Annotated in this window: 12 protein-coding genes; 4 read left to right on the top strand and 8 right to left on the bottom strand. The window is 71.8% G+C overall.

Features of this window, described 5'->3' with window-relative positions:
• Positions 1–156: 156 nt before the first annotated feature.
• Positions 157–759, bottom strand: coding sequence for a TetR/AcrR family transcriptional regulator (locus tag ABT324_RS15025; RefSeq protein ID WP_351176534.1), 603 nt, complete (start codon positions 757–759; stop codon positions 157–159).
• Positions 760–975: 216 nt separating this feature from the next.
• On the opposite strand from ABT324_RS15025, the gene ABT324_RS15020 reads away from it, so the two are divergent.
• The 3 genes from ABT324_RS15020 (at position 976) to ABT324_RS15005 (ending at position 5,152) form a co-directional block, all read left to right on the top strand.
• Positions 976–2,298, top strand: coding sequence for a carboxypeptidase regulatory-like domain-containing protein (locus ABT324_RS15020; RefSeq protein ID WP_351176531.1), 1,323 nt, complete (start codon positions 976–978; stop codon positions 2,296–2,298).
• A gap of 757 nt (positions 2,299–3,055) precedes the next feature.
• The gene (locus ABT324_RS15010; protein ID WP_351176528.1) at positions 3,056–4,342 is read left to right on the top strand and encodes a M14 family metallopeptidase; all 1,287 of its coding nucleotides are present in this window, start codon (positions 3,056–3,058) and stop codon (positions 4,340–4,342) included.
• A 66-nt stretch (positions 4,343–4,408) separates the two neighbouring features.
• Complete coding sequence (locus ABT324_RS15005; protein WP_351176525.1) at positions 4,409–5,152, top strand: SDR family oxidoreductase; 744 nt, start codon at positions 4,409–4,411, stop codon at positions 5,150–5,152.
• On the opposite strand, the gene ABT324_RS15000 is transcribed toward ABT324_RS15005, so the two are convergent.
• The 5 genes from ABT324_RS15000 to selD all read right to left on the bottom strand — a co-directional run bounded on the left by ABT324_RS15000 (position 5,149) and on the right by selD (position 10,067).
• Positions 5,149–6,279 carry an MsnO8 family LLM class oxidoreductase gene (locus ABT324_RS15000; RefSeq protein WP_351176522.1) on the bottom strand — a complete coding sequence of 377 codons (1,131 nt, stop codon included), beginning with the start codon at positions 6,277–6,279 and terminating at the stop codon, positions 5,149–5,151. The genes ABT324_RS15005 and ABT324_RS15000 overlap by 4 nt on opposite strands.
• A 25-nt stretch (positions 6,280–6,304) precedes the next feature.
• Positions 6,305–7,672, bottom strand: a complete 1,368-nt coding sequence (locus tag ABT324_RS14995; RefSeq protein WP_351176519.1) for an NtaA/DmoA family FMN-dependent monooxygenase — start codon at positions 7,670–7,672, stop codon at positions 6,305–6,307.
• Entirely contained in the window at positions 7,669–8,829 is a 1,161-nt protein-coding gene (locus tag ABT324_RS14990; protein ID WP_351176516.1) for an LLM class flavin-dependent oxidoreductase, read from the bottom strand. The genes ABT324_RS14995 and ABT324_RS14990 overlap by 4 nt, the downstream gene beginning before the upstream one ends.
• A gap of 87 nt (positions 8,830–8,916) precedes the next feature.
• Positions 8,917–8,997 carry a putative leader peptide gene (locus ABT324_RS14985; protein WP_351176559.1) on the bottom strand — a complete coding sequence of 27 codons (81 nt, stop codon included), beginning with the start codon at positions 8,995–8,997 and terminating at the stop codon, positions 8,917–8,919.
• A 68-nt stretch (positions 8,998–9,065) separates the two neighbouring features.
• Positions 9,066–10,067 carry a selenide, water dikinase SelD gene (gene selD / locus ABT324_RS14980; RefSeq protein WP_502949742.1) on the bottom strand — a complete coding sequence of 334 codons (1,002 nt, stop codon included), beginning with the start codon at positions 10,065–10,067 and terminating at the stop codon, positions 9,066–9,068.
• A gap of 61 nt (positions 10,068–10,128) precedes the next feature.
• Here selD and ABT324_RS14975 point away from each other — a divergent pair, with 61 nt between their 5' ends.
• Positions 10,129–10,917: an alpha/beta fold hydrolase gene (locus ABT324_RS14975; protein ID WP_351176510.1), complete on the top strand. Its 789-nt coding sequence runs from the start codon at positions 10,129–10,131 to the stop codon at positions 10,915–10,917.
• Between the two features lie 3 nt (positions 10,918–10,920).
• Here the strand turns inward: ABT324_RS14975 and ABT324_RS14970 are convergent, their stop codons facing one another.
• Complete coding sequence (locus ABT324_RS14970; protein ID WP_351176507.1) at positions 10,921–11,898, bottom strand: sigma-70 family RNA polymerase sigma factor; 978 nt, start codon at positions 11,896–11,898, stop codon at positions 10,921–10,923.
• Positions 11,899–12,016: 118 nt separating this feature from the next.
• Positions 12,017–12,940, bottom strand: coding sequence for a siderophore-interacting protein (locus ABT324_RS14965; protein ID WP_351176504.1), 924 nt, complete (start codon positions 12,938–12,940; stop codon positions 12,017–12,019).
• Positions 12,941–12,971: the final 31 nt, after the last annotated feature.

The raw sequence follows: 12,971 nt of genomic DNA, 5'->3' as shown, positions 1-12,971 counted from the left end.
GGCAGCAGCGGCGGCGCCGGCGCAGGTCGGCGGTCGCGCAGCGGGATGGCGGTGGCCGGGAACCGGTCCAGCCGCGTGGCGATGCGGCGGCGGGCTTCGCGGGGGTCGGTGGGCAACGGCGTGGGGTCGGGCATCGCGGTCCTCTCGCTGGGCGGGTCAGTCAGCCGTCAGGCCGCGGCTGAGCAGGTCGAACGCGCGGTCCAGGAACCCGTGCGGCGCCAGGTCCGGGTCCGCCCGGTGCCAGGACTGGATCGCGGTGCGCATCGCCGTGATGGCGGTGCTCGCCAGCAGCCCGACGTAGAGGTCCTCGCGGTCCCGGCCGAGGCGCTGCGCCAGGCCGTCGGCCAGCGCCGCCTCCAGGGCGCGCGAGGCGACCACGACCCGGGGCATCAGCTCGGGGTGCTCGCGCAGCACCTGCGCCTGGTCGCGCCAGGTGGGGGCGGCCATGGCGGAGTCGATCGCGGTCGCGAGCACGGTGTGCGCCACCCGCAGCGGTGGGTGCTCGGCGGGCTGGTCCCGGACGTGCTGGGCGGTGCGCGCCACGATGTCCGAGTTCCACGGGACCAGCACTTCTTCCTTGGCGGTGAAGTAGTTGAAGAAGGTCCGCGGCGAGACCTCGGCGCGGGAGCAGATGTCCTCCACGGTGACCGCTTCGACACCGCGCTCCAGGAACAGGCTGATGGCGGCGCGTTGCAGCGCCTGCCGGGTGGCGCGCTTCTTGCGCTCCCGCAGCCCGCAGGCCTCTTCTGCCCCGGTCATCCGGATCGTCCGTTCCTGCCGTGCCGCGTGGCCCGGTGCGGAATCCGGGCATCTGCGACGAACCGATGTTGCACACCTGCATTTTTGCATGGACTGCAGAAATACGTTAGTCTCGCTAACCGTCAACCGGGATGGTTCTCGCCCGCGACGCCGATCGCGCCGGGCGATTCGAACCGTGCGCGGCGCTGCGCCCCGACCTGCTCGCGAGGAGTTCCCTTGACCGAGGCACAACCGAGCTCGCTGGTGCGCACCCTGGCATCGGCGCTGTGGTTCCCGATGTTCTTCATCGTCGGGTTCATGGTCTGCTACCTGCTGCCGTTCCACGCGCCAGCACCGCACGACATGCCGGTCGCAGTGGTCGGCGAGCAGGCCGCGCAGCAGCTCGGGGCGGCCTTCGACCAGCAGCTGCCCGGCGGCGTCGACGTCGCGGCCGTGCCCGACGTGCAGGAGGCGCGCGAGGCGATCACGCACCGCGACGCCGTCGCCGCGTACGACCCGGCGCACGGCGAGCTGTTCTACGCCAAGGCGAACGGCTCCGCGCTGCTGATGGTCCTGCAGCAGCTGTTCACTCCGGTCGCCTCGGCCGCCGGGCACCACCTGGTGCTGACCGACCTGGCGCCCGCCGCGCCCGGCGACGTGATGGGCACCGGCCTGTTCTACTGCCTGCTCGCCCTGAACATCCCGCCCTACATCACCGTGATGATGCTGCTGCGCGCCGCGCTGAGCACCCGGCAGAAGCTCCTCGCGCTGGTCGGGGTGGGCGCGTTCGGCTCGGTCGTGTGCTACTTCGCCGCGCTGTCCATGGACGTCGTCCACGCCGAACCGGTCCTGGTCCTGATCGGGTTCCTGCTCACCCAGGCGGTCGCCTGGACAACCTTCGGGCTGGTGCCCTTCGTCAAGCAGTTCATCCCCGGGGTGGCGATGGGGATGTTCGTGCTGCTCAGCATGCCGTCCAGCAGCGGCGCCATCCCGAAGGAGCTGGTGCCGCCGTTCTTCCAGTCGCTGCACCGGTTCCTGCCGCTGGGGCAGGCCGTCGACGCCATGCGCGGCATCCTCTACTTCGACGGGGTGGGGGCGTTGCCCGCGGTCCTGGGCTTGTGCGCCTGGTGCGCGATCGGGGTCGCGCTGGTGGTGGTCAACCAGGTCCGGACCAAGCGCAAGCAGGCTGCTGACCCGGAGGTGGTGACCACCGCGGGGACCTACGAGCACGAGGACGACAGCGGGGTCGTGGTCGACCCGGCGATCGAGGCGCCGGTGCCGCGGTACCACCACACCCTGGTCGGCACCGTTCGGGACGGTGCGGGGGAACCGGTGGCCGGGGCGATCGTGACCGTGACCGACGCCGGTGGGGTGCAGTTGGCGCACCTGGTCACCGGCGGGGGTGGGGAGTTCGAGGTGCACGATCTGCCGCCGCAGTACGTGACCGTGGTGGCCGCCGCGCCCGGGATGCGGCCTGGGGTCGATCGGGTCGGGGTTCGGGCCGGGCGCGTCGGGTGCGACTTCGTGCTGGAGCGGGAGGAGCGGGTCGGGGTGGGGTGAGTGTTCTCGGGGGACTTCGATCGGGGTTGCGCCCTCCCGAGGTGACCACCTGGTTGCTCTGAGCCCGAAGGCACCCCGTGCGCGAGGTGTCATCACTCGTCGGCGTCCCCGGCTATCACCACTGGCCCACCAGTGGTCGGTCGCCCGCGACTGAGACCCACCAATCCGAGGGGCCCTCGCAAATGATCACCGCATCGAGCGACCGATAAACAATCGAAAGTCCGTTCGACCCCTGGGATCATTGAGGCATGGCACCTCTGATCACCGCAGTCATCCGGGCGACCCTGCTCCAGCGCGACGGGGTCTGCGCGTTCCCCGGGTGCGATCGGCCGCCGGGGACACCGCAGGCGCACCACCATCGTCCACTGGGTCGGTGGTGGTCCCACCGACCTCGACAACATGGTCATGACCTGCGCGCACCACCACCGCGTCATCCACGGTCAGGGGTGGGACACCGCCCTGCGTGACGGTCGCGCGGTGTTCACCCCACCGTCCAGTGTGGATGTGAGTCGGAGATCTGGACCAGGCGGCACGGCGTTGCCCGCCGCGTACCGCGACACCCTCCGGGATCTCATCCCTGCTTCTCGGAGCCAGGCGGACATCCCGTGATGCCCTGCGGCGGCCTGCCGGGTTTCCCGTTCTGCTCCGGACAACTGGGAACCGGCTGCGCGCAGGATTGCCACTTTCGCTGGTGGTGGGCGGTGCGACCGTCCGCCAGATTGCGAATGTCCACGACCGCTGATCGATCGGAGGTCCGATGTTCAGTTCACGGCGCACCGCAGCGGTAGTCGCGGCCGCTGCCTGCTTCCTGCTGCTCCCGGCAGCCCAAGCCGGTGTCTCGGCCGCTCCCGACGACCCGGCTGCGGTTCCGGCGGCCGACGCCGATGGCACCGCGGTCTACACCGTGCCGGACACCGACAGCCGCAGCAGGACCGAGATCAACCGCAGCGGCGCGGACGTCCTGTCCGTCACCGGGAACACGGCCACGGTCCAGGCCACTCCCGAGCAGGCCGAGCAGCTCCGGGCCAGCGGCTTCCTGCTCCAGGCGCAGCAGGACGTCTTCAACGCGCTCGAGGAGCTCAACCTCGGCCGCGAGGCAGGTTCCAGCCCCACCGCGTTCCCGCCGGATGACCAGGGCTACCACACCTACGACGAGGTCAACCAGGCCCTGGACCAGGCCGTGGCCGACCACGGTGACATCGCCGCGAAGTCCAGCATCGGCCAGTCCTTCGAGGGCCGCGACATCCCGGTGCTCAAGATCAGCGGCAACGTCGCGCAGGACGACGCCGAACCCGAGGTGCTGTTCAGCTGCAACCAGCACGCGCGGGAGCACCTGACCACCGAGATGTGCCTGCGCATCATCGACCGGTTCACCGACGGCTACGCGACCGACCCGGCCATCAAGGAGGTCGTCGACAGCCGCGAGATCTGGGTCGTGCCGATGGCCAACCCGGACGGCTCCACCTACGACGTCGAGTCCGGCCAGTACCGGGGTTGGCGGAAGAACCGGCAGGACACCGGTACCGACACCAACCGCAACTGGGACTACCAGTGGGGCTGCTGCGGCGGTTCCAGCGGCAACCCAGCCTCGGAGACCTACCGCGGCAGCGCGCCCTTCTCCTCGCCAGAAGCCAGCCAGCTCGCCGCGTTCGTCGACTCCCGGGTGGTCGACGGTGCGCAGCAGATCAAGGCGCACATCGACTTCCACACCTTCTCCGAACTCGTCCTCTGGCCCTACGGCTACACCTACTCGGACACGGCCGAGGGCATGACCCAGGAGGAGTACGACCGGTTCGCCCGGGTCGGCACCGAGATGGCCCGGACCAACGGCTACACCCCGCAGCAGTCCAGCGACCTCTACATCACCGACGGCAGCGTCAACGACTGGATGTGGGGCAAGCACAAGATCCTGTCCTTCACCTTCGAGATGTACCCCTCCAGCGGCGGCATCGACGGCTTCTACCCGCCCGACGAGGTGATCCAGCGCGAGACCGAGCGCAACGACGCGGCAGTGGACATCCTGCTGCGCGAAGCCGGGGCCTGACCCGCGGGTCGGCGGCCCGCTCAGGTATCAATGGGCGGGCCGTCGACAACCACAACGGGAGGGCAGATGGGCGAGATGCGAGTCGCGGTGGTGACCGGTGCGGGCTCCGGCGTGGGCCGGGAGATCGCGCGGGCGCTGCTCGACGCCGGGTACCGGGTGGCGTTGGCCGGTCGACGCCTCGAACCGCTGCGGGAAACGGCGCAGGGCTCCCCGTCCGCGTTCCCAGTGCCCACCGACGTCGGCGACCCGGACTCGGTCGCCGCGCTGTTCGACGGCGTGCGCGACCAGTGGGGGCGCCTCGACCTGCTGGTCAACAACGCCGGGACCTTCGGTCCCGCCGGGTCCGTCGGTGAGCTCTCCAGCGCGGACTGGCAGGAGGTCGTGCAGGTCAACCTGACCGGCTCGTTCCTCTGCGCCCACCACGCCTTCCGCATCATGCGCGACCAGCGGCCGCAGGGTGGGCGGATCATCAACAACGGGTCGATCTCCGCGCACAGCCCGCGGCCGCGCAGCGTCGCCTACACCGCCACCAAGCACGCCATCACCGGCCTGACCAAGTCGATCTCGCTGGACGGCCGACCGCACGACATCGCCTGCGGGCAGATCGACATCGGCAACGCCGCCACCGAGATGACCGCGGGCATCGCCACCGGTGCGGTCCAGGCGGACGGCACCACCCGCCCGGAACCCACCTTCGACGCCCGCCACGTCGCCGAGGCCGTGCTCCACATGGCCGGACTGCCGCTCTCGGCGAACGTCCAGTTCCTGACCATCACGGCCACCGCGATGCCGTTCATCGGCCGCGGCTAGGCCACCTGCCACGCCTTGGCCAGCAGTTCGTAGGAGCGCACCCGGTCCGCGTGGTCGTGGGTGACCGTGGTGACCACCAGCTCGTCGGCCCCGGTGGCGTCGCGCAGCGCCGCCAAACCGCGCACCACCGCTTCCGGTGTGCCGACGAACTGCGTGTCCACCCGGTCGGCGACCAGCTCCCGCTCCTCGTCCGTCCAGCTGAACTCCGCCGCCTCCGCCGGGCTGGGGAACGGGATCGCGCCCGCACCGGATCGGATGCTGTGCACCCACGGCGCGTAGGGTGCGGCCAGCTCGCGGGCCGCTTCGTCGGTCTCGGCCACCACCACGTCCGCCGACACCACCACGTACGGCCGGGCCAGCCTGGTCGATGCGGTGAACGCACTCCGGTACGCCCCCACCGACTCCAGCACCGTGGACGGGCTGACGTGGTAGTTCGCCCCGAACGGCAGGCCCAGTGCGCCCGCGGTCGCCGAGCTCTCCCCAGCGCTGGAACCGAGGACCCACACGTCCAGGTCCGCCCCCTCGGCGGGGGTGGCGCGCGGCAGCTCGCCCTGGCCGTCGCGGAAGCTGCCGGTGATGTACTGCAGGATCCGGCTGACCTGCGTGCGGTAGTCCAGGTCCTCGTCCGCCACCGGGCTGCCGACCAGGCGCTGCTGCTCGGCGATGCGGGCCAGGAACCGCTCGGGCCTGGCCAGCCCGCGCGGCTTCGGCGGGATCAGCAACCCGTCCACGACTCCCGGTGGGGTGCGTGGCTCCTCGGCGAAGCGGCGCGCCAGCTCCCCGGTGCGGTTCAGCGTGATCCGGCCGAGACCGAGGTCGACCCGTCCCGGGTGCAGCTGGGCGGTGGTGCCGAACTGCTCGGCCACCACCAGGGGCGAGTGGTGCCCCAGCAGGACCGCCGCCGAGCCGACCCGTATTCGGCTGGTGGCGCCGGCGATCAGGGCGATGAGCACCGCGGGCGCCGCCGAGGCGATTCCCGGTAAGAGGTGGTGCTCGGCGACCCAGTAGCGCTTGTAGCCGAACTGCTCGGTGCGTTGTGCCAGGTCGATCGTGTTGTGCAGCGCGTCCGCGGCGGTTCGCCCCGAGGGGACGGGCGCCAGGTCGAGGACTGAGAGCGGGGTGGACATCAGTGGTACCTCCAGTAGGACCGGGTCACGAGGCGTTCCTGCTGCTGTGCTGCGGGTTCCGCAGCGGCGGGAGACCGAGGTTGTCGCGCAGCGTCCCGCCCGGGTACTCGGTGCGGTACACGCCGCGCTCCTGCAGCAGCGGCACCACGGTGTCCACGAACTCGTCCAGGCCGCCCGGGGTGAGGTGCGGGACGAGGATGAACCCGTCGCAGGCGTCCTCCTGCACGAACCGGTTCATCTCGGCCGCCACCCCCGAAGCGGTGCCGATGAACGACTGCCGGGCCGTCACCTCGATGATCAGGTCCCGGATCGACAGCTGCTTGGCCTCGGCCAGCTCGCGCCACTCCTGCGCGGTGGCGACCGGGTCGCGGTACCGCCGCACGCTGGCCCGCCCCCGGGCGATGGTGTTCTCGCCCGGCACCGGGTCGAACTCCGGCAGCGGGCGGTCCGGGTCCAGGTCGCTGAGGTCGCGGTTCCACAGCTGCTCCAGGAACCGGATCGCGGTCTGCCCGCTGACCTGCTGGCGCCGGATGTGCGCGGCGCGCTCGTGGGCTTCGGCGTCGGTGTCGCCGAGCACCACGGTCGTCGCCGGGAAGACCAGCAGCTCGTCGCGGGACCGCCCGTGCCCCGGCAGTCTCCGCTTGACGTCGGCGTAGAAGTCCTTGCCCGCCTGGGGGGTTCCGTGCGCGGTGAAGATGGCGTCGGCCGTGGCGGCGGCGAACTCCCGCCCGGCGTCGGAGTCCCCGGCCTGGAAGATCACCGGCCGCCCCTGCGGGCTGCGCGGCACGTTGAACCGCCCGGCGATGTCGAAGTGCGCGTCCCGGTGGGCGAACGAACCGGCGCACGGATCGGTGAGGAAGGAGCCGCTCTCCTTGTCGGCGACGACCTCGTCCCCGCGCCAGGAGTCGAACAGCTCCCAGGCGGTGCGCAGGAAGCGCTCGGCGCGCTCGTAGCGCTGGTCCTCGGGCAGGAAGCCGCCGCGCCGGAAGTTCTCCCCGGTGAACGAGTCCCAGGAGGTCACCACGTTCCAGGCGGCGCGACCGCCGGAGAGGTGGTCGAGGCTGGCGAACTGCCGCGCCACCTCGTAGGGCTCGTTGAACGTCGAGTTGATCGTGCCCGCCAGCCCGAGGTGCTCGGTCACGGCGGCGAGCCCGGCCAGCACCGTGAAGGTGTCCGGGCGGCCCACCACGTCCAAGTCGTAGATCCTGCCGCCCTGCTCGCGCAGCCGCAGCCCCTCGGCCAGGAACAGGAAGTCGAACTTGGCGCGCTCGGCGGTGCGGGCGAGGTGCTCGAACGAGGAGAACTCGATCTGGCTCAACGACCGCGGATCGCTCCACACCGTGGTGTTGTTGACCCCGGGGAAGTGGGCGGCCAGGTGGATCTGCTTGGTCACGGACGTCCTCCGGCTGTCGTGGCGTAGCGGCTGGCGGGACGGGGGAGCCCGAGCCGCCCGCGCAACGACCCGGTGTCGTAGGAGGTGCGGAACACCCCGCGCCGCTGCAGCTCCGGCACCAGGTCGCGGGTGATCGCGGTCAGGTCCTCCGGGAGCGCGCCCGGCCGCAACCGGAAACCGGTCAGCCCCGCCGCGGACCAGGCCTGCAGCCGGTCGGCGAGCTCGGCGGCCGTGCCGGTGAAGACCGGTGCGTCCGATGTGGACCCGCTGCCGTCGAGCTCGTCCAGCTGGGCCCTGCGGTCGGCTGCACCGGCGCCGAGGTGCACCACGATGTCGCCGAAGACGTGCAGGCGGTCCTGCTCCCGGCCGACCAGGGCCTGCTCGGTGCGGATGCGGGACTCGACGATCCGCACCTGCTCGACGTCGTGCGGCGTGGTGAACACGACGTCGGCGGCGCGGGCGGCGAAGCGGTGCCCTGCCGCGTCGGTGGCCAGTGCGGTGACCAGCGGCTGCCCCTGCGGCGGTCGGGGCGTGATGGACGGCCCCTTGACGTCGAACCACTTCCCAGCGAAGTCGATGTGGTGCAGCTTGTCGCGGTCGATGAACCGGCCGGTGGCCACGTCGCGGATCTCCGCGTCGTCCTCCCAGCTGTCCCACAACCTGCGCACCACCTCGACGTAGTCGGCGGCCTCGTCCAGCAGCTCCTCGGCGCGCACCTCCCGGCGGCCGAAGTGCGCCGCCTCCGAGCGCAGCGCGGAGACCTTCGGCTGCCAGCCAGCCCGCCCGGTGCTGATGTAGTCGAGGCTGGCGACCGCCTTGGAGATGTGGAACGGCTCGGTGTGGGTGACCACGGCGCTGGGCACCAGGCCGATGCGCCTGGTCAGAGGTGCCACGCGCGCCGCGACCAGGCCCGCGTCCAACCTTCCGCGCACCTGGTCGGTGCGGTCGTCGGGGCCGTCGTCGCGGCTGGACTGCGGCCCCAGGGAGTCTTCGAAGGTGATGAGGTCGAGCAGTCCCCGCTCGGCCTCCTGGGCCAGGTCGACCCAGTACCCGGCGGTGAACAGCTCGGCGGGCCGGGCCTGCGGTCGCCGCCAGGCGGCCGGGTGCCAACCGGCGCCGTCCAGAGCTACCGCGAGGTGCAGTTCGGGGGGTGCCATGTGCAGGTCGTCCTTCCTGCGGGCGTCGACCACCGCGGCCCGGGATCGGCCACAGTGGAATAGAAGGAGGGCGGAAGGTGCGCGAGGTCAGGGCCGCGGACAGGCGGCGGAGGTGACCCGGAGGAGATCGACGTGGTCCCTGGTGACCAGCTGCACCGGATGCGCCATGCCTCGAACCTAGAGCTGGAAACGCCGCAACGTCAACGAATCTCGACCGCCGCCCACGATGTGGGCGCTCAACGCAGCGTGATCACCGCACCGGCCGCGGGGCGGACCTGGCCGATCACCGGAGCACCGGGGACTTCGCCGACCACCAGCAGGCCACCGGAGGTCTGCGCGTCGGCGAGCAGCAGCTGGTCCTCCTCCGCCGCGCTACCCGCGTCGAGGTGCGGCCGGACCCAGTCCAGGTTGCGCCGCGTGCCACCGCTGACGAAACCCGCTCGCACGGCATCCCGCGCGCCGTCGAGGTAGGGCACCGCGGCGGTGTCGAGCTCAGCGGAAGTCCCCGAGGCGCGCATCATCTTGAACAGGTGCCCGAGCAGCCCGAACCCGGTGACGTCGGTAGCGCACACCGCGCCCGCCCGCAGCGCCGCCGCGGCCGCGTCCCGGTTGAGTGCCGTCATCGCCTCGATGGCTTGAGGGAAGCGCTCTCCGGTGCGCTTGTGCCGGGTGTTGAGCACGCCGACGCCCAGCGGCTTGGTCAACGAGAGCGGCAGACCGGGACGTGCGGTGTCGTTGCGCAGCAACCGGTCCGGGTCGACCAGGCCGGTCACCGCCAAGCCGTACTTGGGTTCGGGGTCGTCGATGCTGTGCCCACCGCCGAGGTGGCACCCGGCCGCCGCGGCGACCTCCCCGCCACCCCGCAGCACCTCCGCGGCCAGCTCGAACGGCAAGACCTCGCGGGGCCAGCCGAGCAGGTTCACCGCGACGACCGGCGTGCCGCCCATCGCGTACACATCGGACAGCGCGTTGGCCGCCGCGATGCGCCCCCAGTCGCGCGGATCGTCCACGACCGGGGTGAAGAAGTCCGTGGTGACCACGATGCCGGGGCCGCCGTCCGCGCGCACCACTGCCGCGTCGTCGCCGGTGGCCACCCCGACCAGCAGCTGCGCCGCGGGGTCGGCCACGTCGGTGGGCAACCCGGCCACCACGGCTTCCAGCTCGCCGGGTGGGATCTTGCACGCGCACCCGCCGCCGTGCGCGTACTGGGTCAAGCGGATCTGCTCCGGGCCGGTCACACCCGGCATTAGAACACCTCTGGCCCCGGAGCACAGCCGGGGCGAGCACTAGGATGGCGGCGTGCCGTTCGTGAAAAGCGCAGACCAGGCAGCGATCTACTACGAAGTGCACGGCGGCGGTGAACCGCTGGTCCTGCTCAGTGGGCAGGCCAACACCCACCACTGGTGGGATGGCGTGCGCGCCGACTTCGAGGCGGCGCACCAGGTGGTCGTGCTGGACTACCTGGGCACCGGGCGCAGCGACAAGCCCGCCGGTGCCGAGTACAGCGTCCGCCGCTTCGCCACCGACGTGGTCCACGTCCTCGACGAGCTCGGCATCGCCCGCGCGCACGTGTACGGCACGTCGATGGGCGGCAAGGTCGCCCAGTGGTTGGCGATCGACTACCCGGACCACGTCGGTGCGCTGATCCTGGGCTGCACCTCGGTCGGCGGAGCGCACGGGCTGCGCGCCGACCCGGAGATCATCCGCGCGTTGGCGCAGCCGTCGGCGGAAGCCGCCCGGGAGGTCCTGATCGACCTGATGTACTCCCCGGAGTGGGTGCGTGCGAACCCGGGCCCGTACCGGACGCTCGGCGACCCGATGCCCGGCCACGCGCGCCGCGGGCACCTGCGGGCCAGCAACGCCCACGACAGCTGGGCGGTGCTGGACCAGATCACCGCGCCGACGCTGGTGCTGCACGGCACCGACGACGCGTTCAGCCCGGTGGAGAACGCCACCATCCTCGCCAACCGCATCCCGGGTGCCGAGGTGCGCTACCTGGACGGGGCCCGGCACGCCTACTTCGAGGAGCAGCGGGCGGAGGCCTCTGGCGCGGTGCTGGGTTTCCTGGCCGAGCACCCGCTCGACTAGTCCCTACCCAGGGCAGGTCTCAGGCAGCCCGAAGCGGGGGAACACGCTGACGTCGAAGAAGGCGACGGTGTGCCGCACCGCGTTGCCGTCCAGCTCCAGCACCTGCAGGTGGAACGGCCGGAACACCTCGTCGGGTTCGCGCAGGTAGACGCCGAAGGCGACCTGGCCGTTGGCCCGCGCGGGCAGCAACCGCAGGTCGCCCGGTCCGGCCGGGCACTTGAGGTCCACCAGCCGACCGATCTGCTCGGCACCGCGCACCCAGGTGGTGAACGGCGGCATCTCCCAGACCGCTTCGGTGGTGAACAGCTGCACGAGGGCGGAGATGTCCTTGGCCTCGAAGGCCGCCACGTAGCGGTCCAGCAGCCGCTGCTGCACGTCGCTCAGCGGAGCGGGCGCATCGTCCGACGAGGACTTGACCTCGGCCAGCTGCGCTCGGGCGCGCTGCAGGGCGCTGTTGACCGCCGCTGTGCTGGTGCCGAAGACCTCGGCGACCTCAGCGGCCTTCCACTTGAGCACGTCGCGCAGCACCAGCACCGCGCGCTGGCGGGCGGGCAGGTGCTGGAGGGCGGCGATGAACGCCAGCCGGGTGCCCTCCCGCGCGCTGACGATGGCGGCCGGGTCGGTGGGGTCGTCGACCACGACGGTGTCCGGGATCGGTTCCAGCCACGGGATCTCCGGCCGCTGCACCAGCTCGTCGCCGGGGATCTCGCTGGGCCCGCCGAGACCGGTCGGCAGCGGGCGGCGCTTGCGGTTCTCCAGCGCGGTCAGGCACGCGGTCGTGGCGATCTTGTGCAACCAGGTGCGCAGCGACGAGCGGCCCTCGAACCGGTCGTAGGCGCGCCAGGCGTGCAAGTAGGTCTCCTGCACCAGGTCCTCGGCGTCGTGGAGCGAACCGAGCATCCGGTAGCAGTGCGCCAGCAGCTCGCGCCGGTACGGATCGGTCGCGGTGGCGAAGTCCTCGACGACCATGGTGGCGCCCATGGCCTCCCCCTTTCGGCTGCCCCTGGTTGCGACTCTAGGACGGTCCCGGCGGGGTTCGCGAGACCAGCGCAGTCGCTGGAACAGTAGGGGGGAGCACTGACAGGCGCGCGGGACCAGGTCAGCTGCGGCCCTCGCGCCAGTAGCCCATGAACGCCACGGACTGCTTCGGGATGCCGTAGTCGGTGACCAGCATCCGGCGCAACCGCTTGATCACCCCAGCCTCCCCGGCCAGCCACCCGTAGAGGCGGCTCGGCGCGGGCTCGGCGGCGGGCACCTCCCACAACGTCTCGGTGTCCACGTCGATGTCGTCGAGCTCGGCGGCACCGGAGGCCGAGCGCGGGTGCAGCTCGGCGAGCGCGCTGGCGACGCCTTCCTCCAGCAGCTTGCCGTGCGGCGCCCCTCCGCAGCGGGAGAACCACCGCACCTCGACCCCGGTGGGCACTCGCCAGTCCTGCCGGTCCTGCTCCTCGGGCACCTCAAGGCAGACGACGCCGCGGGCGCACGGCGGGAGGCTCTCGACGATCGCCGCGACCGCGGGCACGGCGGTCTCGTCACCGGCCAGCACCAGGTGGCTGGCTGACTCCGGCGGGGCCCACTCGCAGCCCCACGGGCGCCCGCGGCCGGGGCGGTCCGGGCCGAGCAGACCGATCTGCTGGCCGGGGCGCGCGGTGGCGGCCCAGGTGGAGGCGGGCCCGCCATGCCCGTCGGCCACCCCGTGCAGCACGAAGTCGACGTCGAGCTCGGCGTCCGCCGGGCGGAAGGAGCGGACGGTGTAGGTGCGCAGCGTCGGGCGGATGTCGTCGGGCTGCGCCAGCCACCGCTGGTACCAGTCGGCGCCGTCCGGGAAGTCCGCGATGGTCCGCCCGGGCTGCGGCAGCACCAGCTTGATCCGCTGGTCGTCCCCGCCGAAGCCGAAGCCGCGCAGGCAGTCGGCGGTGAAGGTGATTCGCGCGAAGCTGGGGCCGAGCCGCTGGACCCGCGCCACCTCGACGGGGAACAGCCGGTAGTCCGGCCGGTGCTCGACGGTCTGCGTGACTGCCATCCGTGAACCTCCCGAGATCAGGTGCTAGGTT

Source organism: Saccharopolyspora sp. NPDC000359 (assembly GCF_040300525.1).
In the GTDB taxonomy this organism is placed as follows: Bacteria; Actinomycetota; Actinomycetes; order Mycobacteriales; family Pseudonocardiaceae; genus Saccharopolyspora.
The sequence above is the reverse complement of the archived record's forward strand: the minus strand, read 5'-3'. Positions and strand labels throughout refer to the sequence as shown.